Raw genomic sequence first — 21,824 nt, forward strand, 5'->3', positions numbered from 1 at the left:
GATGCGTCGAGTACACACCCCACGTCTCCCCCTCCCCCGGTTCAGACGGAGATCGTGGTGGCTCACCGCCCTGTCGGCCGTGCTGGCCCTGCTCGCCGGCACGGTCCTCACCGGCCCCGGCACCGCGACCGCGGCGCCCCGGGCGTGGGCCCCCAAGCCCGCGCCGATGACCACCCCCTGGACCGACCAGGTCCCCGTGGACCGTCCGCTGCCCGAGTACCCGCGGCCGCAGCTCACCCGTCCCGACTGGGCCAACCTCAACGGCATCTGGGACTTCGCCGTCACCCCGGAGGACGCCGGCCGACCCGCGTCGTTCACCGAGCAGATCCGCGTCCCGTTCGTCGCCGAGTCGGCGCTCTCCGGCATCCAGCGCCGGATCACGCAGGACGACAAGCTCTGGTACAAGCGCACCTTCACCGTCCCGGCGGGCTGGAACGGCCGCCGAGTCCAGCTCAACTTCGGCGCGAGTGACTGGCGTACGACCGTGTGGGTCAACGACCGGCAGGCCGGTGCCGTCCACAACGGCGGCTTCGACTCGTTCTCGTACGACATCACCGGCCTGCTGAACGGGGGCACGAACACCCTCGTCGTCTCCGTGTGGGACCCCACCCAGACCGGCGGTCAGGCGGTCGGCAAACAGCGGATCAACGACGTGACCCCGCATCCGGGTGGTGGCATCTTCTACACGGCCGCGTCCGGCATCTGGCAGACGGTGTGGCTGGAGCCCACAGCGGCCGCGCACATCACCCGTCTCGACATGGTGCCCGACCTCACCGACAACCGCCTGAGGGTCACGGTGCGGGGCGCCGGGACCAGCGGCCACCAGGCCCGCGTCACCGTCTCCACCGGCGGCACCACGGTCGGCACCGCCACCGGCCCGGCCGGCGGTGAGTTCACCGTCCCGGTGCCGAACGCGCGGCGGTGGTCGCCGGACGATCCCTTCCTCTACGACGTGAAGGCCGAACTGCTCTCCGGCGGCACGGCGGTCGACTCGGTCGGCAGCTACACCGGCATGCGCTCCATCGGCCTCGCCCGCGTCGGCGGCCTCCTGCGCCCGGTCCTGAACGGCGAGTTCGTCTTCCAGACGGGCACCCTGGACCAGGGCTACTGGCCGGACGGTATCTACACCGCCCCGACCGACGCCGCCCTCCGGTACGACCTGCAGAAGCACAAGGACCTCGGCTTCAACATGGTGCGCAAGCACATCAAGGTCGAGCCGCAGCGCTGGTTCTACTGGGCCGACCGGCTCGGTCTGCTGGTGTGGCAGGACATGCCGTCCATGGAGCGCACCCCCGACGCCGCGGCGCGCACCCAGTGGGAGGCCGAGTACGACCGGATCATCGACCAGCACCGCAGCTCACCGTCCCTGGTGATGTGGGTGAACCAGAACGAGGGCTGGGGCCAGTACGACCAGGCGCGCATCGCCGACGAGGTCAAGGCGTACGACCCGTCCCGGCTGGTGGACAACATGAGCGGGGTCAACTGCTGCGGGGCGGTGGACGGCGGCAACGGTGACGTGGTCGACCACCATGTCTACGTGGGTCCCGGCACCACGGTGCCCAGCGCCACCCGCGCCGCGGTCCTCGGCGAGTTCGGGGGCCTCGGTTTCGAGGTGGCCGGCCACGAGTGGTACCCCGGCGGCGGCTTCAGCTACGAGGACCAGCCCGACCTCGCGCATCTGGACAACCGGTTCGTCGGCCTGCTGGACGGCATCCGTGAGGTGCGCATGCCCCGGGGTCTGTCGGCCTCGGTCTACACCGAGATCACCGACGTGGAGAACGAGGCCAACGGGCTGCTCACCTACGACCGTCAGGTGGTCAAGGTCGACGAGGCCCGGGTCCGGGCCGCCAATCGCGCCCTGATCGACGCCTCCCGCCGACCGGCCGCTCCCGTGACCCTGCCCACCGGTCAGTACACGTCCCTCCGCGTGACGACACCCGGGTACACCGACCGCTACGCGCGGCACCGGGACGGTGCCGTGTTCACCGAGGTCGTGGGCGGCGGCAGTGACGCGCTGCTGAAGAACGACGCCACGTGGCGGATCGTGCCGGGGCTCGCCGGCAGCGGCTGTCACTCCTTCGAGTCGCGGAACTACCCGGGCGAGTACCTGCGCCACCGCGAGTACCGCGTGTACAAGGAGGGCGGCAGCGGCGACCTGTTCCGCGCGGATGCCACCTTCTGCCCGGTCCGGGGCGCGAACGGCGGGGTGAGACTGTCCGCCTACAACTTCCCCGAGCAGTACCTGCGCCACTACGACGCCGAGTTGTGGCTCGCCACACCGGGCGGAACGCACACCTGGGACAACCCGGCCCTGTTCACGGAGGACACCACCTGGGCCGTGGAAGCGCCGTGGGCCCCGTGAGCGCGGCGAAGCAGCACATGTGAGAAGCGGCGGCGGCCACCCGGTCGCCACCGCCCCCCGTCTCCTCCCCCACTGGAGTTCCCAGCCATGACTGCCCGAACGACCGTACTCGCCACCAGATTCTGCGCCTCACTGCTCGCCGGTGGCCTCCTGACGATGCTCTCGCCCTCCCCCGCCGTCGCCGTGCCCGCGTACACGACCGCCGAGGCGGGCAACCCCTTCGTGGACGGTTGGTACGCCGACCCGGACATCGCGTTGTACGAAGGCGCCTACTGGGTGTTCCCGACCACCTCCAGGCCCTACGACGAGCAGACGCACCTGGATGCCTTCTCCTCCACCGACCTGGTGCACTGGACCAAGCACAGCGACGTCCTGACCAAGGCGGACGTCTCCTGGGCCGAGCGCGCGATGTGGGCGCCCGCGCCGATCGAGCGCGACGGCAAGTACTACCTGTACTTCGCCGCCAACGACATCCAGAACGACTCCCAGCTCGGCGGGATCGGGGTGGCCGTAGCCGACCGTCCCGAGGGCCCGTACGAGGACGCCGTCGGACGGCCGCTGATCCCGGCGTTCCACAACGGCGCCCAGCCCATCGACCAGGACGTCTTCATCGACGACGACGGTCAGGCGTACATGTACTACGGCGGCTGGGGCCACGCCAACGTCGTCAAGCTCAACCCGGACATGACCAGCCTCGGCACCTTCGCCGACGGATCGACGTACAAGGAGATCACCCCGGAGGGTTACGTCGAGGGGGCGCAGATGTTCAAGCGGGGCGGGAAGTACTACCTGATGTGGTCCGAGGGAGGCTGGACGGGGCCCGACTACTCGGTGTCGTACGCCATCTCCGACTCGCCGACCGGTCCCTTCGTCAAACTCGACAAGGTGCTCGCCCAGGACCCCGCGGTCGCCAGGGGTTCCGGCCACAACTCGGTCGTCCAGGTGCCCGGCACCGACATCTGGTACATCTTCTACCACCGGCGCCCGCTCAGCGAGACGGACGGCAACCACCGTCAACTGGCCTACGACCGGATGCACTTCCGGCCCGACGGCACGATCGAGCGCATCGAGATGAAGGTGCGGGACAACTTCGCCGACGGCAACGCGCTGGGCTGGAAGACCTACGGCGGGTCCTGGGCGGTGACCGGCGGACGCTACCGGGCGGGCCGTTCGGCAGGCGGCAAGGCACTGCTCGACACGAACTTCGCCGACTTCACCCAGGAGGCCGACGTCACGGTGGCCTCGCGCGGTGGTGACGCCGGCCTCACGTTCCGGGTGACCCGGCCTGCGGTCGGTACCGACGGCTACAGCGGCTACTACGCGGGTATCGGCGCGAGCGGCAAGGTGGTGCTCGGGAGGGCGAACGACTCCTGGACCCCGCTGGGGACCGCCGATCTGCGGATCGTCCCGGGTTCCACGCACAAGCTGCGGGTCACGGCCGTCGGCTCCTCCCTCAAGGTGTACGTCGACGACATGACGAAGCCCAGGATCTCGGTCACCGACGCCACGTACCCCAGCGGTGCGAACGGTGTGCGGGTCTTCGACACCGCGGCCACGTTCGACAACGTGGCGGTGAGCCGCGCGCGGTAGCCCGTACACGGCGGAAGGCGCGGACGCCGAGGACGCCCGCGCCTTCCGCCGTCGCGGCGGTTACGGCTTCTCCGCCCCGTACAGCGCGCTCACCTCCTCGGCCGTGAGCGCCCGGTCGTAGGCGTGGACCTCGTCCACGCTTCCGTCCCAGAAGTCGGTGTTCTGGCCGTTCCACTGGGCGCGGCCCACCGTGAAGGGGCCGGAGGCGACATAGTTCGCGCCGCCCTCGACGGTCGCCGCCCGCTCGCCGTCGACGTAGAGCGTGATCTCGCCCGTCGCGTCGTCACGCACACCGACCAGGTGGTACCAGCGGCCGGTCTCGGGCGTGGTCTCCAGGCGGGCGCGCTGCCCGTCCGGCGTGCTGAAGGCGAAGGCCCCCTGTCCGTACTGCAGGTAGAAGGGGCTCGTCCGACGCGGCGCGTCCTGGCTGACGGCGGTGGCGTAGTTGCCCGGCAGCGAGTCCAGGGTGACCCACGCGGACACCGTGTAGCTGCCGGTGGTGTCGAGCACCGGTCCACCGGTCTGGGCGTACTGTCCCCGGCCGTCGAACTTCAGCGCGCTGCCGCTGACTCCGGTGGTCCAGGTCGTGCCCTCGCCGAGCGTCAGCGGCTTGTCGTTCGGGCCGTCGTCCTTCGCGGTGGTGCCGGTGCCCTCGTCGAGGGCCCAGGAGCCGCCGCCCTTCAACTGCTCGCGGTCGCCCGCCGCCGCGCCGGCCGCGATCACCTTGCGGTTGATCTCGCGCACCCGGACCGGGTCGACCTTGATCTCCCGGCGGTCGTAGGTGTAGAGGCCGTTGAGTTCGTTCTCCAAGTCGGTGATCTGCGTGTACACCGAGCCGGAGAGTTCGGCGCCGGCCTGGTCGAGGTAGAACTTCTCGGTGTTCTCGACGTACTTGCGGGTCAGCGCCTCCTTGTCGGCGACGCCGCTGTAGATCACGGTCGGCGTGCCCGGCCACATGTGGCCCGGGGTGCGCAGGGTGAAGCCGCCGTGCTCGCCGTCCATGGCCGCCCGGTGGTCGGGGAAGGGCGGGTCCTCGTTGTTGTAGTCGTGGTGGTCGATGATGTCGCCCTTGCCCGAGTCGCCCTTGGAGTTGCAGCAGTTGACACCGCTGTGGGCGTTGACGATCCGGGACGGGTCGGCGGCCTTCACCGACTCGGCGATGCGGCCGCTCTCCTCGCGGTCCCACTCGCCCCAGCCCTCGTTGAAGACGATCCAGCCGATGACGGAGGGCGAGTTGTGGTGCTGGCGCATCATCTCCCGGCCCTGGTCGACGAAGGCCTTCTGCCCGGTCTCGTCGGTGATGTTCCCGGAGACGAAGTCCTGCCAGACCAGCAGACCGAGCTTGTCCGCGTGGTAGAACCAGCGGGGCGACTCGACCTTGATGTGCTTGCGGACGGCGTTGAAGCCGAGCTTCTTGTGCGCCTCGAGGTCGAAGGCGAGGGCGTCGTCGCTGGGCGCGGTGTAGAGGCCGTCGGGCCAGAAGCCCTGGTCGAGGGTGGCGAGGGAGAAGACGGGCTTTCCGTTGAGGACCAGTTTCCGGTAGCCGCCGACCTCCTCGATGCCGATCTCGCGCATGCCGAAGTAGCTGCCGACCCTGTCGGTGGACCTGCCGTCCTTCAGCTTGACGTCGAGGTCGTAGAGGTAGGGGTCGTCCGGGCTCCACAGGTGCTGCCCGGCCACGCGCAGGCTGAGCCTGCTGTTGGCGGGGCCGCTGACCTTGCCGACGACCTTGCCGCGGGCGTCACGGGCCACGGCCTCGACACGGGCGTGCTTCGAGGCGCCCTCGGACTCGACGGTCACCGCCAGGGTGCCGGTGTCGATGTCGGGCGTGGTGACGACGTTGTCGATGGAGGTGTCGGCGACGGGTTCCATCCAGACGGTCTGCCAGATGCCGGACGACTGGGTGTAGAAGATGCCGCCGGGGTTGGTGGACTGCTTGCCCATCGGCTGGTTGGCGCCGCCGGTGTCGGTGACCGCGACCACGATCTCCTGCTTGCCCCGGTCCTTGACCGCGTCGGTGATGTCGGCGCTGAAGGCGTTGTAGCCGCCGGTGTGTTCGGCGACCTTCTCGCCGTTGACCCAGACGGTCGCCCGGTAGTCCACGGCGCCGAAATTGAGCCTCAGCCGGTTGGCCTTGCCGCTCTTGCCGACCTTCCAGCTCTTCGGCACGTCCACGAGCTTGCGGTAGAACATGTGGTCCTCGTGCCGTTCGAGCCCGGAGAGCTGCGACTCGACCGGGAACGGCACGATGATCCTCTCGTCCAGGTCCTTGCCGAAGACCGGCTGCTCACCGGCCTCGGCGCCGCTGAACTGCCAGGGTCCGTTGAGGTTCTTCCACTTCGAGCGGACCTGCTGCGGGCGGGGATACTCCGGCAGCGGGTTGTTCTTGTCGACCTTGTCGCCCCACGGGGTGGTGATGCGGTGGGTGGACGTGTTCGTGGCGTAGCGGACGATCCGGGGCACGGCCTTGCCGCCGGCCGTGAGTCCGCCCTCGCCGTCGTAGGTGAACCGGACCTGCTGGTTCCTCTGGATCGGCTCGGAGAGCGTGATCAGGAGGGAGTCGGGGTCACCGGGGTCGGCCGCCACCGACGTGACGGGCATGGCGGTCGTGTCGGCTTCGATCTTGAGGTGGCCGGCCACCTCGGCGAGGCCGCTCACCGGGTCCTCGAACCGGGCGCGCAGCTTCCGGCCGTCCTCGGTGACGACCGGCTCCACCGGGAAGACCTCGAAGCCGGCGGGCGGGGTGAACGCCGTCGTCGGCACCAGCTGCTTGGCCATCGTCGGCGTCGACCAGCGCAGGAACATGTTGGCGCCGCCGACGTCCTGGAACATCTCCATGCGGAAGTCGTGCTTCTCGCCGGCGGTCAGCCTGACCGGGGCGCTGGTCTGCTCCTTGTCCCAGTCGCCCACCCAGTGGTCGATGACCGGTTCGTCGTCGATGAAGAGCCGGAAACCGTTGTCGCCGATGGCGTGGAAGGTGTATTCACCGGTCTCCGGCGCCTCGATCTGCCCGGTCCAGCGGGCGGTCGTGTGCTCCGTCCGGCCGGTCAGCTCCTCGAAGGTGCCGGTCAGTCCGGAGAAGTTGATCTGCGGCTCCAGCAGGGTGCCGCCGAGTTCGGCGAAGTCCCGGGCACCCGGCGCCGACATGCTGAAGTACTCGCCCTTCAGGCCGTGCACCACGACGTCGGCGTCGGCGGCGGTCGCGCCGGCGGACACCGCGGCCATCGGCACGGCGGCCGACGCGGCGGGCGCCAGGGCGCCCGTGGACAGGGCCAGGGCGGTCACGGTCAGCAGGGCCCACGTTCTGGATCTCGGGCGGGTGAGTTGTCTTGTCATCGAACCTTTCCTCGCGCAGAGGGCATGGGACCAGGACGAAACAGGGGTGGCCGTCGGCTCGACCGGCCCTTCATTCCAACGTTGGAAATCCGGCGTGCAGCGGAATGACAACACGCCGCCCGACGACTGTCCAGGCTTCGCGCACAGCTGACGATCCATCAGGAAGCGGGGCACCGCAACGGAACGGCGGTTCGCGCGGCGAGACCCCGACCCCACGGACTCTCTTGACATGTCCAATGCCAGTCACCATCCTGTGGGAGCGTCTTTCATCGATGTAAACCTCGGCGTGGAGGTGACGGGACACGATGGTCGGGCTCTCCCACACAACGATGAGGCTCTCTCGCCGTCCGGCCGGCGTCATCGGCTTCGTCCTGTCCGGCGTCCTCGCCGCCGCCCTGACCCTGACGTCCGCCGAGCCCGCCCGGGCGGACCAGACGGGGCTCCGCGCCGCGGACCCCAGCGTGCTCCGGGTCGGTGGCACGTACGTCTCCGTGCAGTCCGCCGGAGGAGGCATCGTCGTACGACAGGCCCCGTCGACGGACGCCCTGGACTCGGCGGCCCCGCGGCAGGTCTGGTCGGACACGCGCGGTCGCGGTGAGGTCTGGGCCCCGGAGATCGTGCGGGACGGCGGCCGCTACTACATCTACTTCACGGCCGGGCGCGGAGCGGCCCACCGGATGTACGTGATCAGCTCCGCCAGCCCCGACAGCGGTTACTCCGCCGAGACGAAGCTGGCCCTGCCGGACGACAAGTGGGCCATCGACGGAACCCTGTTCACCTTCAACGGCCAACGCTGGTTCGTCTGGTCCGGCTGGGCCGGGGACACCGACGTCGAGCAGAACCTGTACATCGCCCGGATGAGCAGCCCCACCACGCCGACGGGGGCGCGGCACATCATCTCGCAGCCCCGGGAGAGCTGGGAGCGGGTGGTCGGCAACCCGTTCATCAACGAGGGCCCGGAGCCCATCAGGGACCCGAACGGGCAGCTGCACATCGTGTACTCCGCCAACGGCAGCTGGAGCGACCAGTACTGCCTGGCCGACCTGCGGCTGCGGGCCGGCGGCGACCCGACGCACGTGTGGGACTGGTACAAGTCCAACGGCTGCCTGTTCGGCTCCCACCGGGCCACGATGATGGCCGGCTGGGATCCGACGCTGCACGTCGACGGACCCGGCCACCACAGCTTCGTCCTGCTGCACGGCGACATCGGCACCAGCCCGCCCGCCGGGCCGCGGTTCCCGCTGATGTTCCACGCGGTGCCGAAGGGCACGCCGTACACGTGGGAGAACCGCTACTGGTACACGGGCACGTTCTGCTGGTGGGGCGGCACCACGTACAGCCGCGCCGACGTCCCCGGACCGAACACGGACACCGGGTGGAGCCTCAAGTTCTTCGAGTAGGCCGGTCCCGGCGGTCCGTGAACGGGCCGCCGGCCGCGAAGGCGTGGGCGGCGAAGCGTTCGCCGATGCGCCGGTGGGCGGCCGCGTCGGGGTGGAGCCGGTCGGGCAGCGGCAGCTCGGCGTGGTCAGCCTCGCCGTAGAGGTCACGGCCGTCGAGGTGGTGCAGGTTCGGGTCGTCCGCCGCGCGTCGCGTCACGATGCGCCTCAGCTCGTCGCGGACGACGTTGAGCGTCAGCTTGCCCGCAGCCCGTTCCGCGGGGTCGCCGGCGGCGGTGAACAGGAGCCGGCCCTCACCGAGCCGGCTGAAGTCGTAGGCGGTGGGTCCGGGTGTGTCCTCGTGGATGGGGCACAGGATCGGCGAGACGACCAGCAGCGGTGTGGTGGGGTGGCCCTCGCGGACGGTGTCGAGGAAGCCGTGCACGGCGGGCGTGAAGGCACGCAGCCGCATCAGGTCGGCGTTGACCAGGTTGATGCCGATCTTGACGCTGATCAGGTCGGCGGGCGTGTCACGCAGGGTGCGGGCGACGAACGGGTCGAGCAGGGCGCTGCCGCCGAAGCCCAGGTTGACCAGTTCCACGCCGCCCTGTGCGGCGGCGAGCGCGGGCCATGTGGTGGTGGGACTCGCGGCGTCGGAGCCGTGGCTGATGGAACTGCCGTGGTGCAGCCAGGTGCGGCGTCCGGAGGCGGGCGCGGGCTCGACGGGGGCGTCGGTGCGCAGGGCGACGAGTTCGGTGGTCTCGTCGTGCGGCAGCCAGATCTCGACGGTCTTGTCGCGCCCGGGCAGGCCGGTGAAGCGGAGGGTGCCGGCGGGGCCGGTGCCGTGTTCGGCGGTTCCGGTGCTCATGTCGATGGTCAGGGTGTTGCCGCCGGTCGCGGTCGCCCGACCGGCCGGGCGTCCGTCGACGAGCAGGTCGTAGCGGCCGTCCGGGCGGGGCGGGGCACCGAGGTAGACCCGCTTGGTGGGCAGGGTGTCGAGTTCGATCGCGGTCGCCCGGGTGCGGAAGACCAGCCGCACGCCGGAGGGCTGGGACTCGGCCATGGCGAGCTGTCCGTCGGTGTTCTGGGCGCGGGCCCAGGAGGGCAGGCGGTGGGGCAGCACCCCCCGCGCGGTGCGCTCCAGGTCGAGGGCGCCGCGCACGAGGTCCGCGGTGACGGGTGTGGTGGTCCAGGTGTGCGGGGTGGGGGGCATCGCTTCGTTCCGTCGGTCGGGGCGGGTGGATGAACGGGGTGGACGGCGCCGGGGCCGCCGTCAGGGCGCGGGCCAGTTGCGCAGCAGGGCGTCCAGCGCGTCGAGGACGCGGGTCCACGTCTCCTGCGTGTCGGGGGCGCTGTGGCTGAACCCGCCGCCCGTCTCCAGGCTGACGTAGCCGTGGAAGACGCTGCCCAGCAGGCGGACCGCGTGGGTCTGGTCCGGTTCCGTCAGGTCGTAGCCGCGCAGGAGGGCCCGGGTCATCCGCGCGTGCCGCACCCCCGCGCTGCCCGCGGCCTCCTCCGGGCCGAGCCGGAACTGGGCGGCCGCGTAGCGGCCGGGATGTTCACGCGCGTAGTCGCGGTAGACGTTCGCCAGCGCGGTCAGGGCGTCCTTGCCGGCCCGTCCGGTCAGGGCGTCGGCGGCACGGTCGGCGAGCTCCTCCAGCGCGAGCAGGGCGATCCGCGTCTTGAGGTCGTGGGAGCTCTTCACGTGGGAGTACAGGCTCGCCACCTTGACGTCGAAGCGCCGGGCGAGCTCCGAGACGGGCACCCGGTCGAAGCCGACCTCGTCGGCGAGCTCGGCACCCGCCCGGGTCAGGCGTTCGGGGGTGAGTCCTGCACGCGTCGCCATAACCATCCTCCCAATCAACTGAATCGATTACGCACATACCTAAAACCTTTAGGCGAGCGGACCCGGTGGTGATCACCGGCGGACCCCGTTGTCAGTGGTGGGAGGCAAGATGCGACGCATGACAACACCTGCAGCAGTGATCGTGGACGCCGCCGCCTACGCGCAGGCGGTCGAGGACGCCGTGCGTGCGGCGGCCGCCTACTACGAGGGCGGTACCTCGCCGCTGGACGACGACGCGTACGACCGGCTGGTGCGCGGGATCGCCGACTGGGAGGCGGAGCATCCCGACGGGATACTCCCCGACTCCCCCACCGGGAAGGTCGCCGGTGGAGCGGTGGAGGGCGACGTCCCGCACACGGTGCCGATGCTCAGCCTCGACAACGTGTTCTCCGCGGAGGAGTTCACCGCCTGGACCGCGTCCCTGTCCCGCCGCATCGGCCATGACGCGACGCGCTTCAGCGTGGGTCCGAAGCTGGACGGGCTCGCGATCGCCGCCCGCTACCGCGACGGCCGCCTCACCCGGCTGATCACCCGCGGGGACGGGACGGCCGGGGAGGACGTCTCGCACGCGATCGGCACCGTCGAAGGGCTGCCCGAGAAGCTGGACGAGCCGGTCACCGTGGAGGTGCGCGGCGAAGTCCTCATGACGGCGGCCCAGTTCGAGTACGCCAACGAGGTGCGCACCGGCCACGGCGGGCAGCCGTTCGCCAACCCGCGCAACGCGGCCGCGGGCACCCTGCGGGCGAAGGAGCGGCTCTACACGGTGCCGATGACGTTCTTCGGCTACGGACTGCTGCCGCTGCCGGACACCGACTCCGCCCTCGCCGAGAAGCTGAGCGAGCTCGCGCACAGCGATCTGATGGCGCTGGCGGGCGACCTCGGAGTGCACACCAGCGCCCGTACGGCGGTCCCGGACGTCGTCGCCGGGACGCCCGAGGAGGTCCTGGCCCGGGTGAAGGAGATCGCCGCGCTCCGCGCCGAGCTGCCGTTCGGCATCGACGGGATCGTCGTCAAGGCCGACCTCGCCGCCGACCAACGGGCCGCCGGGTCCGGCTCACGCGCACCGCGCTGGGCGATCGCCTACAAGCTGCCGGCCGTGGAGAAGATCACCCGGCTGCTGGAGGTGGAGTGGAACGTCGGCCGCACCGGGATCATCGCGCCGCGCGGTGTCCTCGAACCGGTCGTCATCGACGGCTCCACCATCACCTACGCCACCCTGCACAACCCGGCCGACATCACCCGCCGCGACCTGCGCCTGGGCGACCACGTCATGGTCCACCGCGCGGGTGACGTCATCCCGCGCATCGAGGCGCCGGTCGCCCATCTGCGCACGGGTGAGGAGCGGCCGATCGAGTTCCCGGCGCAGTGTCCGCGCTGCGGTTCGGACATCGACACCGGCGAGGAACGCTGGCGGTGCGCCCAGGGCCGCAACTGCCACCTCGTCGCGTCCCTCGCCTACGCCGCCGGCCGCGACCAGCTCGACGTCGAGGGCCTCGGCGCCACCCGCGTGGTGCAGCTGGTCGAGGCGGGCCTGGTGGCCGATCTCGCCGATCTGTTCACCCTGCGGCGCGAGCAGTTGCTCGCCCTGGAGCGGATGGGCGAGACCAGCACCGACAACCTGCTCGCCGCGCTCGCCAAGGCCAAGGAGCAGCCGCTGTCGCGGGTGCTGTGCGCGCTGGGCGTACGGGGCACCGGAAGATCCATGTCACGGCGTATCGCCCGCTACTTCGCCACCATGGACCACATCCGCGCGGCCGACGCCGAGTCGATGCAGCGGGTCGAGGGCATCGGAGCGGAGAAGGCGCCCTCGATCGTCGCGGAGCTGGCCGAACTCGCGCCGCTCATCGACAAGCTCGCCGCCGTCGGCGTCAACATGACGGAGCCCGGGGCCACTCCGCCACCGCCCCCGGGTGCCGAGGCCGACGCCCCGGCCGAAGGCGGCCCGCTGGCCGGGATGACGGTGGTGGTCACCGGCGCGATGACCGGGAAGCTGGAGAAGCTCTCCCGCAACGAGATGAACGAACTCGTCGAACGGGCCGGTGGCCGTTCCTCCTCCAGCGTCTCCAAGAAGACCGCCCTCGTGGTCGCGGGCGAGGGTGCCGGTTCCAAGCGCGCGAAGGCCGAACAGCTCGGTGTCCGCCTCGCCACCCCGGAGGAGTTCGCCGCCCTGGTCGCCGAACTCCTCGACTGAGCCGAACTCCTCGACTGAGCCGGCCGCCGGCCCGCGCCCGGCCGTCAGGGCGCGGCGCAGGCCTCGGCGATGGACAGGCTGTTCTCGTAGAGGTGGTGACGGGTGATCCGGCCGCCCTCCACGGTGAGGCGCAGGGCGAACGGGCCCTGGAAGGACCGTCCCGTCGCCCGTACCGTCCCCGACAGATGCCCCATCAGGACCGCGTCCTTCCCGTCGACGAGGAAGGTGTCGACGGAGGCACGCGCGTCCTCGGGCACGGTGTGCTCCATCAACTCCGTGAACTGGGCCGCGCATTCGACGGCGGTGGAGCGGGGGCGGATCCACGGGACGGCGGGATTGTCGGCGAGCAGCCAGTCGACCTCGTCGGCGAAGAGCGCGACGAGCCGTCCGGTGTCCCCGGCCAACCTGGCGGCGAGGAACTCCCGCACGACGGCCCGGGTGGCCTCGGCGTCGGCGTCGGCATGCGCGGTGGTGGCGGGGAAACGGGTGGACATGACGCTCTCCTCGGGGCTGCGGCCGGATTCCGGCGCGGGGTCTCGGTGGATGTGCCCGATCCTGCCGGAGGGGAAGGAGCGGGTCGATTACCTCGGGCGTCATGCCCGGGGCGAGGCGGGGCGGGGCGGCCGGGCGCGACCGGCGCCGACGAGAGGACACCGTGACGACCGGGCGGACCGGCGCCGCGCCCGAGGGGTGCACCGGCGTCGCGCCCCGGGTGGCGACCGAGGACGGGTCGTCACTCCGCTGACGGGCGACGCCTTCGGGCGGCGCGACCGGGCGGCGGTCGATAATCCAGTTCCGATCATTCTCAGCGAGGGGACGCAATGCCGAGCAGCAGCCTGTACGACATCCTGGACGAGCGCTTCCGTACCGGACGCTGCGCGAACGGCGACAGCAGGCTGGAGGTCCTGCACGACGGCTGCCGCTGGGCGGAGGGCCCGCTGTATCTGCCCGCCTGGCGCCAGGTGATCTGGAGCGACATCCCCAACGACCGCATCCTGCGCTGGGACGAGGCCACCGGCACCGTCGGCGTCTTCCGTACCCCGGCCGGTCACAGCAACGGCAACACCGTCGACCGGCAGGGCCGCCTGGTCACCTGCGAGCAGGGCAACCGCCGCGTCACCCGCACCGAACCGGACGGGACCGTGACCGTCCTCGCCGACCGGTACGCCGGCAAGCGGCTCAACAGCCCGAACGACTCCGTCGTACGCTCCGACGGCACGATCTGGTTCTCCGACCCGGACTTCGGCATCACCAGCGACTACGAGGGCCATCGCGCCGAGTCGGAGATCGGCGCGTGCAACGTGTACCGGATCGACCCGCTGTCGGGGGAGGTCCACCTCGCCGCGGAGGGGTTCGAGGGGCCCAACGGGGTCGTCCTGTCCCCCGACGAGAGCCGGTTGTACGTCTCCGACTCGCGGGCCGCCCGGATCCACGTGTACGGCATCCGGGAGGACGGCACGCTGTCCGGCGGCGAGGTCTTCGCCGAGGGCCGAAGCGGTGTCCACTTCGACAACATCCGCTTCGACGACGAGGGCCGCCTGTGGGCGGCGGCCCTCGACGACGGCGTGCACTGCTACGACCCCGACGGCACCCTCATCGGGAGGCTGCGCGTGCCCGAGCCCGTCTCCAACATCGCCTTCGGCGGCCCGAAGAACAACCGCCTGTTCATCACGGCCACCACCTCCCTGTACTCCCTGGTGATGTCGGTGACCGGGGTTCCGCGCCTCTGAACGGGCCGCGCGAGGTTTTCGGCCACCCGGGTCCGCGCCCTTCGTCCGAAACGGCTGTTTTCGACACCGCTCCCTGTCTCGTTGAGTTCCGTGCGTCGTCTTCACGCCATCGACCAGGCAGGGAGAAGTGCCGTTGACTCACAAGAACACCCGTGCCGTCCCGCCCCCGCCGCCCGCCGAGATCACGTACTCCGGCCACTACTCCGTCAACCCGCTCGGCCAGGTCGGTTTCCGCTCCCTGTGCTCCCAACTCCCCTCCGTCCTGCGCCGGATCACCGCCATGGCGTGGCGGACCGACCGTCGGGCCGTGGTCCTGCTCCTCACCTGCCAGCTGGTCACGGGCGTGTCGGCGGCCGTGCTGCTGGCGGCCACGGCGAGGGCCATGGGCCCGCTCCTCGGGGCGGGCACGGTCGCGGACCGCCTGCACCGGGCGCTCCCCGCGCTCGTCGTCGTCGCGGCGGCGAGCGCCGTCACCCGCGCGTCGGAGGCCCTGGCCATGTACGCCGAGCGGAGGATCACTCCCCGGCTGACGACGGAGACCGACTCGGCGCTGGTCGAGGCCGTCTGCCGGGTCGAGGCCGCGGCGTACGCCACGGACGGCTTCTCCGACCGCCAGGAGGCGGCCGAGATGGGCGTGATGCGCACGCACGTGATGGTCATGGACGCCCAGCGCTTCATGGCCGCGCTGATCAGGATGCTCACGGCCGGCGGTGTCCTGTCCGTGCTCAATCCCCTGATGCTGCCGCTGCTCCTGCTGGCCGTGGCCCCGGCCGGCGTGGGAGCCGTCCTCACCGCGCGCGTCGACTACGAGATCCACTACGCGAACGTCGCCGACCGCAACGTGCGCGGGATGACCCGCTGGTGGGCGACCACGCCGAAGTACGCGGACGAGGTCCGCGCCAACGGCATGACCGACTACCTCCTGTACTGGTACCGCGCCCTGTCGGAGCGGGTCGACCGGCGGTCCCTGGCCGCCGCTCCCCGGACCCTGCGCATCGCCTTGCTGTCCTCCGTCGCCAGTGGGGCGTTCCTGGCCGCCACCTGGGGGATGCTCGCCTGGCTGGCCGTCACCGGGCGGATCGTACCGGCCGTCGCCGCCACGGCCGTCGTCGCGGTCCAGACGACCCTGGCGGCGCTGTCCCAGGTCGTCGTCAACGGAGCGGCGGTGTTCCACACCAGTCTGTACCTCAGCGACATGCAGGCGTTCTTCGACGACGCCGCCGCGCGGGCGCCCAAGCGGGGCCCGAGGACCGTCCAGGCCCCGGTGGAGGAGATCCGGCTGGACGAGGTCACGTACCAGTACCCGGGCAAGGACAGGCCCGCCGTCGACGGTGTCTCGCTGACCCTGCGGCGGGGGGAGATTCTCGCCGTGGTCGGCGTGAACGGCTCCGGGAAGAGCACCCTGACCCGGCTGATCACCGGCATCTACCTCGCGGACAAGGGCCGGGTCACCTGGGACGGCACCGACATCGCCCACGCCGATCCGGCCACCGTGTGGGACTGCACCGGCCTGGTGCCGCAGATCTTCGCCCAGTGGCCCCTGCGGGTGCGGGAGAACGTGACGCTGGGGCAGCCGAGGAGCCTCGACGACGGGGAGGTGTGGGAGGCGGTCGACGCGGTCGGGATGCGCGACGCCGTCGAGGACCTGCCCGCCGGACTCGACACCCTCCTGGCCCGCGAGATCTTCGGCGGTGCCGAACTCTCCGGCGGCCAGTGGCAGCGCCTCGCCTGCTCCCGGGCCCTGTACCGGCGCCCGCCCCTGCTGATCCTCGACGAGCCCACCTCGCAGATGGACCCACGTGGTGAGCACGGCATCTTCGAGAGGATCAAGGCGATCTCCGGCGACCGCATCACCATCGTGGTCACACACCGTCTGGAGAACACCAGGATCGCCGATCACATCGTCGTCATGGAGAAGGGGCGGATCACCGAACACGGCACCTACGACGACCTCGTCCACGCCGCCGGCACCTTCGCCGACCTCCTGCGCCTGTCCCAGGACCGCTGAGAACACCGGCGTCTTCGAGCACCACGCCGTGCGGCGAAGCGGTACGCGGCCCGTCGCCGTGGTCTCCCCGGGTGAGCGGGGGCCGATGACGGTTACCCGGCATCCGTGGCCGAGGAAGGGAGCGAGCCGTGCGATTCCAGAGCCGTGCGCATGCCGGGCAGGAGCTGGCCGTCAGGATGCTGGAGTGGGCGAGCAGCGGCGATCTCGCGAATGTGACCGTGCTGGCGCTGCCGCGCGGTGGCGTCCCGGTCGGGGCGGAGATCGCCCGGGCGATGCAGGTCCCCCTGGATGTGCTCGTGGTCCGCAGGATCGGGGTTCCCGGGTCCCCCGAGGTGGGCATCGGGGCGATCGCCGGGGACGACCCCCCGGTGTTCGACCGTACGGGAATGCGGGCTTTGGACCTCTCGGAGGACAAGCTCGGCCCTGAGGTGGCCCGGGCACGGGTCGAGCTGCACCGGCGGGAGCGGGTCTACCGCGGCGGGCGCCCCGCACCGGAGGTCGGCGGTCACAGCATCGTGGTCGTGGACGACGGGCTGGCCACGGGCATCACCGCCCGCGCGGCCCTGCGGCACCTCCGGCGCGGCGATCCCCTGCGTCTGATCCTGGCAGTGCCGGTGTGCGGCCACGGGACCGCCGCGGCGCTGCGGGACGAGGCCGACGACGTGGTCTCCCTGTACCAGCCGCAGCAGGTGCGGTCGGTCGGTGAGTGGTACGACGACTTCCCCCGGGTCACCGACCAGGAAGTGCTGGACGCCCTGAGGGAGCTGCACCCGGCCGGCTAGACGTCGTCCCGCGGCTCCCGGCCGACCGTGGCGAGGAGGTTGGCGACCAGGGGGCTGGGGTCGTCCGTCCGCCAGGCGACGGCGACCCGGGTGCGGGCGGTACCGGGCGCCACGGCACGGAAGGCGACGCCCTCGAGGCGGATGCGACGGATGCTCGCCGGGGCCAGGGAGACACCGAGGCCGGTTTCCACCAGGGCGCAGACGGTCTGCCACTCCACCGCGTGCTGGACGATCCGGGGGGTGAAGCCCGCCTCGGCGCACAGGCCGGTGATCCGGTCGTGGAGCCGTGGGCCCACGGCGCGGGGCAGGAGCACGAACGGCGAGTCCGCCAGCCGGGCCACTTCCACGGTCCGCCGGGCGGCGAGCGGGTGGGCCGCGGGCAGGACGGCCACGAACGGCTCGGTCAGGACGGTCTCGAAGCCGAGTCCGGTCTCGTCCGTGGGCGGCTCGCGCAGCAGGCCGATGTCGATCGACTTCTCGTGCAGGGCGGTGATCTGCGGTGCGGTGGTCATCTCGCGGATGTCCAGCTCCACGTCGGGATACCGCTGCCGGAAGGTGCGCAGCAGGCCGGGCAGGACCGTCAGGGCGAGGGAGGCGGCGAAGCCGATCCGCAGGCGGCCGGACCGGCCGCTCCCGGCGGCCCGGGCGGCGGACAGGCCGTCCGTGAGGTCGGCCAGGGCCCGCCGGACGGCCGGAAGCAGTTCGCGTCCGGCCGGGGTGAGGGTGACGCGTCCCGGTCCGCGGTGGAACAGCGGATGGCCGACCTTGTCCTCTAGGCGGCGGATCTGCTGGCTCAGCGGTGGCTGGGCGATGCCGAGCCGGGCGGCCGCGTGACCGAAGTGCAGCTCCTCGGCGAGGACGAGGAAGGCGTGCAGCTGCGGCAGGGGAAGCTCCGGGCGTGTCATACGTCCAGGGATATCAGGTCGTCACCGCTGCCGTATTGGACGTATCGGAGCTGGTCACCTAGCGTGCGGCGTATGACGGAACGACGTACGGTCCTCAGCGGCTCGACGTTCGAGGAGCAGATCGGTTACGCCCGCGCCGTGGTCCACGGCGACGGGGTGCACGTGTCCGGGACGACCGGGTTCGACTACACCACCATGACCATCTCCGAGGACGTGGTGGAGCAGGCCGAGCAGTGCCTGCGCAACATCGGGGCCGCGCTGACCGAGGCGGGGTGCACCTTCGCCGATGTGGTGCGGGTGCGTTACCTGCTGCCCGACCGGGCCGACTTCGAGCCCTGCTGGCCGGTTCTGCGCCGCTGTTTCGGCGGCGTCCGGCCGGCCGCCACCATGCTCGTGTGCGGTCTCGCCGACCCCCGGATGAAGATCGAGATCGAGGTGTACGCGCAGCGATCGGCACGGTGACGGCCGGCCCGGGGCCCTCGGCGTTCAGCTCTCGGCCGGGGTGAGCACCACGAAGTCCGCGTCGAAGGGGTCGAGGCAGACGGCCATGCGGCCGACGCCCTCCGCGTCGACCGGTCCCATCTGCACGCTTCCGCCGTTCGCGGTGACCTCGGCCACCGCGGCGTCGCAGTCGGTGACCTGGAAGACCGGGTGCCAGTACGGCCGGCCGCCCGCCAGGGCGAGGTCCTCCTTGCCGACCTCCATGAGGCCGCCGTGCATCCGCTCCTCGGGCAGCCCGGCCGGGGTGATCAGGGTGTAGGTGCCCTCGCCGCCCGGCATCTCCATGTCACTGAACCGCCAGCCGAGGACACCGCCGTAGAACTCCTTCGCGGCCGCCGCGTCGCTCGTGTACAGCTCGGTCCAGGACAGGGAGCCCGGCTGGTCCACCAGGTCGACGCCCTTGCTCTCCCCCGGCTGCCAGACGGCGAACTGGCCGCCCAGCGGGTCGCTGTACTGTGCCATCCGGCCCCATTGTTCGAGGTCCGTCGGCGCCACCCGCACGGTGCCGCCGGCGCGCTCCACCGCCTGGGTCGTGGCGTCCGCGTCGGCGACGGTGTAGTAGATCATCCAGGCCGGGCGGGCGCCCTCCTCGGTGAGCTTGCCGAGGCCGGCGACCATCTTGCCGTCCTTGCGGAACATCCCGCCTTCCATGTCCTCCCCGCCGCCCTCCATGGGTTCGTAGTCCCAGCCGAGGACCGCGCCGTAGAAGGCGGCGGCGGCCCGGACGTCGGGGGACCCGAGATCGAGCATGCAGGGGGAGCCGGGGGCGAAGTCAGTGGTGATCACCGCGATGTCCTTTCGCAGATTCCCTTTGGCCTCAGCGTGCCACCGGGCACTGACACTCGCCCTCCGGCTTCGCCGTCCGGGCGTTCCGGGGCGGGCTGCTCCCGGCCCGCCACTCGCCGGTCTGCGGATCGAGGAGTTCCCGTCGCCGCTTCCCGGGCTCGGGATCGGCATGGTCCAGAACCCGCGGCTGGGTGATCAGTACTTCGTCGAACGGCCCCGGGCGCCGCTGTGCGACGCCACGGCACGCCTCTGACGCGGTCCCTGCGCGAACCGTCAGCGGGACCGGCGGGTGTTGAGCCGGGCGGCCTGCCGCGTCAGGTGGTCGCGCTCGGCGAGACCGGGTGCCTTGTGGGCCGCCTCGGCGTACAGCCGTGCCGCCGTCGCCGGGTCGCCGTCGCGCTCGTGGAGGTACGCGGCCACCGCGGTGTGGCGGGGCAGTGAGGCGTCCAGCTCCGCGAGCGCCGCCAGCCCGGCGCGCGGTCCGTCGGCCTCGCCGACGGCGACCGCGCGGTTGAGCCGGACGACGGGGTTGTCGGTCAGGCGCGTGAGTTCGTCGTACCACTCGACGATCTGCCCCCAGTCGGTCTCCTCGGGGGCGGGCGCGTCGGCGTGGAGGGCGGCGATGGCGGCCTGGGCCTGGAACTCGCCCAGCCGGTCGCGGGCGAGGGCCGCCTGCAGGATCCCGATGCCCTCGGCGATCGCCTCGGTGTCCCAGCGGCCCCGGTCCTGCTCGGCGAGCGGCACGAGGCTGCCGTCGGGCGCGGTGCGGGCCGCGCGCCGGGCGTGGTGGAGCAGCATGAGGGCGAGCAGCCCCGCCACCTCGGGGTGGTCGATCGCGGCCGCGAGCCGCCGGGTGAGCCGGATGGCCTCGGCGGCGAGGTCGACGTCGCCGGAGTAGCCCTCGTTGAAGACCAGGTAGAGGACGCGCAGCACGGTGGCGACGTCGCCGGGCCGGTCGAACCGCACGCCGGAGAGGGTGCGCTTGGCCCGGCTGATGCGCTGCGCCATCGTCGCCTCGGGCACCAGGTAGGCCCGGGCGATCTGGCGGGTGGTGAGTCCGCCGACGGCACGCAGGGTGAGCGCGACGGCGGAGGACGGCGTCAGCGACGGGTGGGCGCACAGGAAGTACAGCTGGAGCGTGTCGTCCGTGGCGGGCGCCGGGCCGGGCGCCGGTTCCTCGTCGAGGAGGTCCTCACGCCGGCGGCGCGCGGCGTCCGCCCGCGCCGTGTCGAGGAACTTGTGCCAGGCCACGGTGACCAGCCAGCCCTTCGCGTCCCGCGGCGGGTCGGCGGGCCAGCGGCGGATCGCCTCGACCAGCGCGTCCTGTACGGCGTCCTCGGCCGCCGCGAAGTCGGCTCCGCGGCGGACCAGGAGGGCGAGGACGCCCGGTGTGAGGCCGCGAAGCAGGGCCTCGTCCATGGGTGGGGTCACTCGGTGATGGTGGGCGACACGCCGTAGAACGGACGCAGCTCGAGCCACTCGTGGATCGGCTTCCCGCCCGCCCCGGGGGCGGCCGACAGCTCCCCGGCCAGCTCGACGGCGCGCTCCTGGCTGTCGACGTCGATCACCATCCAGCCGGCGATGAGGTCCTTGGTCTCGGCGAACGGGCCGTCGGTGACCGGCGGGCGCCCCTCACCGTCGTACCGGACGAACATCCCCTCCGGGGAGAGCGCCTGACTGTCGACGAACTCGCCGGTCTCCTCGAGCCGGGCCGCGAAGTCGTTCATGTACCGCACGTGGGCGGAGATCTCCTCGGGGGTCCACCGGTCCATGGGGACGTCGTTGACCGCGGCGGGAGCGCCCCGGTAGTGCTTCAGCAGCAGGTATTTGGCCATGGTGTGCTCCTCGGTGCCGGTGCGATCCATTGTGGTCGCGTTCACACCGGGGACGGAACCGGACACGCGTTCTCGACATCGCCGCGCGATTTTTCCGGTCGCGTGCCGGTGGCCGCGTCAGGTCAGCGGACCCACCCGGCCGGCGGCGAGCTCATCGGGCACCTGGTCGCGGATGAGCTTCCCGTCGTGGTGGTCCCCGTTCTGGTTCGCGCTCGGCCCCGTCGTCGTCGGTGCGGTCGCCCTCAGCGGCGCGGGGGCGGCGTCCACGGCGAGCCTGCCGGGCGCGGGCCTGACGCCCGGCAGGCGTCCGCTGCGGGCGAGATCGCCCGGGCGGGCGGGCCGATCACGGTGATCGGCCCGCCCGCCCGTGCGCCCCCGGATCGGCGGCGCACGGGCTCGCCCCGGACGCCCTGGGCAGCGGCTTCGGCACGGGGCCTACCTGGTGTGCGGCGCGGCGGCGGCCGTCGCCGCGGCCCTGTCCGCCTTCGGCACGACCGGGATCCGCGCCCGTCGCTCCTCGGCGGACCGGGCGTCCGGTGTCCTGCCGTCCGCGCCGGACGGCAGGACACCGGACCC

General features: G+C 71.7%; 17 protein-coding genes. 8 read left to right on the plus strand and 9 right to left on the minus strand.

Annotated features, from left to right (window positions below; translation table 11 throughout):
• Position 1: 1 nt before the first annotated feature.
• Both AB0A94_RS13845 and AB0A94_RS13850 read left to right on the plus strand, forming a co-directional pair.
• Entirely contained in the window at positions 2 to 2,362 is a 2,361-nt protein-coding gene (locus AB0A94_RS13845; RefSeq protein WP_361743576.1) for an AbfB domain-containing protein, read from the plus strand.
• Between the two features lie 87 nt (positions 2,363 to 2,449).
• Entirely contained in the window at positions 2,450 to 3,952 is a 1,503-nt protein-coding gene (locus tag AB0A94_RS13850) for a glycoside hydrolase family 43 protein (RefSeq protein ID WP_361743579.1), read from the plus strand.
• Between the two features lie 60 nt (positions 3,953 to 4,012).
• Here the strand turns inward: AB0A94_RS13850 and AB0A94_RS13855 are convergent, their stop codons facing one another.
• Complete coding sequence (locus AB0A94_RS13855; protein WP_361743582.1) at positions 4,013 to 7,288, minus strand: LamG-like jellyroll fold domain-containing protein; 3,276 nt, start codon at positions 7,286 to 7,288, stop codon at positions 4,013 to 4,015.
• 329 nt (positions 7,289 to 7,617) lie between these two features.
• Between AB0A94_RS13855 and AB0A94_RS13860 the strand changes: the two genes are divergently transcribed.
• On the plus strand, positions 7,618 to 8,688 hold the full coding sequence (locus AB0A94_RS13860) for a glycoside hydrolase family 43 protein (RefSeq protein WP_361743585.1): 1,071 nt from the start codon (positions 7,618 to 7,620) through the stop codon (positions 8,686 to 8,688).
• On the opposite strand, the gene AB0A94_RS13865 is transcribed toward AB0A94_RS13860, so the two are convergent.
• Both AB0A94_RS13865 and AB0A94_RS13870 read right to left on the minus strand, forming a co-directional pair.
• The gene (locus tag AB0A94_RS13865; RefSeq protein WP_361743588.1) at positions 8,672 to 9,877 is read right to left on the minus strand and encodes a GDSL-type esterase/lipase family protein; all 1,206 of its coding nucleotides are present in this window, start codon (positions 9,875 to 9,877) and stop codon (positions 8,672 to 8,674) included. The two genes, AB0A94_RS13860 and AB0A94_RS13865, sit on opposite strands and share 17 nt — an antisense overlap.
• A 60-nt stretch (positions 9,878 to 9,937) precedes the next feature.
• On the minus strand, positions 9,938 to 10,510 hold the full coding sequence (locus AB0A94_RS13870; RefSeq protein WP_361743591.1) for a TetR-like C-terminal domain-containing protein: 573 nt from the start codon (positions 10,508 to 10,510) through the stop codon (positions 9,938 to 9,940).
• 118 nt (positions 10,511 to 10,628) lie between these two features.
• Here AB0A94_RS13870 and ligA point away from each other — a divergent pair, with 118 nt between their 5' ends.
• Positions 10,629 to 12,701, plus strand: a complete 2,073-nt coding sequence (ligA, locus tag AB0A94_RS13875; protein ID WP_361743594.1) for an NAD-dependent DNA ligase LigA — start codon at positions 10,629 to 10,631, stop codon at positions 12,699 to 12,701.
• Between the two features lie 44 nt (positions 12,702 to 12,745).
• Here the strand turns inward: ligA and AB0A94_RS13880 are convergent, their stop codons facing one another.
• Complete coding sequence (locus tag AB0A94_RS13880) at positions 12,746 to 13,195, minus strand: nuclear transport factor 2 family protein (RefSeq protein ID WP_361743597.1); 450 nt, start codon at positions 13,193 to 13,195, stop codon at positions 12,746 to 12,748.
• A 327-nt stretch (positions 13,196 to 13,522) separates the two neighbouring features.
• Here AB0A94_RS13880 and AB0A94_RS13885 point away from each other — a divergent pair, with 327 nt between their 5' ends.
• The 3 genes from AB0A94_RS13885 to AB0A94_RS13895 all read left to right on the plus strand — a co-directional run bounded on the left by AB0A94_RS13885 (position 13,523) and on the right by AB0A94_RS13895 (position 17,221).
• On the plus strand, positions 13,523 to 14,431 hold the full coding sequence (locus tag AB0A94_RS13885; protein WP_361743600.1) for an SMP-30/gluconolactonase/LRE family protein: 909 nt from the start codon (positions 13,523 to 13,525) through the stop codon (positions 14,429 to 14,431).
• A 133-nt stretch (positions 14,432 to 14,564) separates the two neighbouring features.
• Positions 14,565 to 16,439, plus strand: a complete 1,875-nt coding sequence (locus AB0A94_RS13890; RefSeq protein WP_361743603.1) for an ATP-binding cassette domain-containing protein — start codon at positions 14,565 to 14,567, stop codon at positions 16,437 to 16,439.
• 128 nt (positions 16,440 to 16,567) lie between these two features.
• Positions 16,568 to 17,221, plus strand: a complete 654-nt coding sequence (locus AB0A94_RS13895) for a phosphoribosyltransferase family protein (RefSeq protein WP_361743606.1) — start codon at positions 16,568 to 16,570, stop codon at positions 17,219 to 17,221.
• Here AB0A94_RS13895 and AB0A94_RS13900 read toward each other — a convergent pair.
• Positions 17,218 to 18,126 (minus strand): LysR family transcriptional regulator, encoded by a 909-nt coding sequence (locus tag AB0A94_RS13900; protein WP_361743609.1) that lies wholly within the window; start codon positions 18,124 to 18,126, stop codon positions 17,218 to 17,220. The genes AB0A94_RS13895 and AB0A94_RS13900 overlap by 4 nt on opposite strands.
• A gap of 72 nt (positions 18,127 to 18,198) precedes the next feature.
• Here AB0A94_RS13900 and AB0A94_RS13905 point away from each other — a divergent pair, with 72 nt between their 5' ends.
• Complete coding sequence (locus AB0A94_RS13905) at positions 18,199 to 18,588, plus strand: RidA family protein (RefSeq protein ID WP_361743612.1); 390 nt, start codon at positions 18,199 to 18,201, stop codon at positions 18,586 to 18,588.
• Between the two features lie 24 nt (positions 18,589 to 18,612).
• Here the strand turns inward: AB0A94_RS13905 and AB0A94_RS13910 are convergent, their stop codons facing one another.
• The 4 genes from AB0A94_RS13910 to AB0A94_RS13925 form a co-directional block, all read right to left on the minus strand.
• Positions 18,613 to 19,413: a VOC family protein gene (locus AB0A94_RS13910; RefSeq protein WP_361743615.1), complete on the minus strand. Its 801-nt coding sequence runs from the start codon at positions 19,411 to 19,413 to the stop codon at positions 18,613 to 18,615.
• 273 nt (positions 19,414 to 19,686) lie between these two features.
• The gene (locus tag AB0A94_RS13915) at positions 19,687 to 20,832 is read right to left on the minus strand and encodes a DUF6596 domain-containing protein (protein ID WP_361743721.1); all 1,146 of its coding nucleotides are present in this window, start codon (positions 20,830 to 20,832) and stop codon (positions 19,687 to 19,689) included.
• An 8-nt stretch (positions 20,833 to 20,840) separates the two neighbouring features.
• A complete protein-coding gene (locus tag AB0A94_RS13920) occupies positions 20,841 to 21,248 on the minus strand; it encodes a YciI family protein (RefSeq protein ID WP_361743724.1) in 408 nt (135 codons plus the stop codon).
• A gap of 117 nt (positions 21,249 to 21,365) precedes the next feature.
• Positions 21,366 to 21,515 carry a hypothetical protein gene (locus AB0A94_RS13925; RefSeq protein ID WP_361743618.1) on the minus strand — a complete coding sequence of 50 codons (150 nt, stop codon included), beginning with the start codon at positions 21,513 to 21,515 and terminating at the stop codon, positions 21,366 to 21,368.
• Positions 21,516 to 21,824: the final 309 nt, after the last annotated feature.

The sequence above is a fragment of the Streptomyces sp. NPDC044984 genome, from assembly GCF_040646935.1.
Classification (GTDB): Bacteria; Actinomycetota; Actinomycetes; order Streptomycetales; family Streptomycetaceae; genus Streptomyces.

Excerpts from the sequence above, each read along its gene's own strand:
- AB0A94_RS13845 (WP_361743576.1), top strand. The coding sequence starts at position 2 with ATGCGTCGAGTACACACCCCACGTCTCCCCCTCCCCCGGTTCAGACGG.
- AB0A94_RS13850 (WP_361743579.1), top strand. The coding sequence starts at position 2,450 with ATGACTGCCCGAACGACCGTACTCGCCACCAGATTCTGCGCCTCACTG.
- AB0A94_RS13855 (WP_361743582.1), bottom strand. The coding sequence starts at position 7,288 with ATGACAAGACAACTCACCCGCCCGAGATCCAGAACGTGGGCCCTGCTG.
- AB0A94_RS13860 (WP_361743585.1), top strand. The coding sequence starts at position 7,618 with ATGAGGCTCTCTCGCCGTCCGGCCGGCGTCATCGGCTTCGTCCTGTCC.
- AB0A94_RS13865 (WP_361743588.1), bottom strand. The coding sequence starts at position 9,877 with ATGCCCCCCACCCCGCACACCTGGACCACCACACCCGTCACCGCGGAC.
- AB0A94_RS13870 (WP_361743591.1), bottom strand. The coding sequence starts at position 10,510 with ATGGCGACGCGTGCAGGACTCACCCCCGAACGCCTGACCCGGGCGGGT.
- ligA (WP_361743594.1), top strand. The coding sequence starts at position 10,629 with ATGACAACACCTGCAGCAGTGATCGTGGACGCCGCCGCCTACGCGCAG.
- AB0A94_RS13880 (WP_361743597.1), bottom strand. The coding sequence starts at position 13,195 with ATGTCCACCCGTTTCCCCGCCACCACCGCGCATGCCGACGCCGACGCC.
- AB0A94_RS13885 (WP_361743600.1), top strand. The coding sequence starts at position 13,523 with ATGCCGAGCAGCAGCCTGTACGACATCCTGGACGAGCGCTTCCGTACC.
- AB0A94_RS13900 (WP_361743609.1), bottom strand. The coding sequence starts at position 18,126 with ATGACACGCCCGGAGCTTCCCCTGCCGCAGCTGCACGCCTTCCTCGTC.
- AB0A94_RS13905 (WP_361743612.1), top strand. The coding sequence starts at position 18,199 with ATGACGGAACGACGTACGGTCCTCAGCGGCTCGACGTTCGAGGAGCAG.
- AB0A94_RS13915 (WP_361743721.1), bottom strand. The coding sequence starts at position 20,832 with ATGGACGAGGCCCTGCTTCGCGGCCTCACACCGGGCGTCCTCGCCCTC.
- AB0A94_RS13920 (WP_361743724.1), bottom strand. The coding sequence starts at position 21,248 with ATGGCCAAATACCTGCTGCTGAAGCACTACCGGGGCGCTCCCGCCGCG.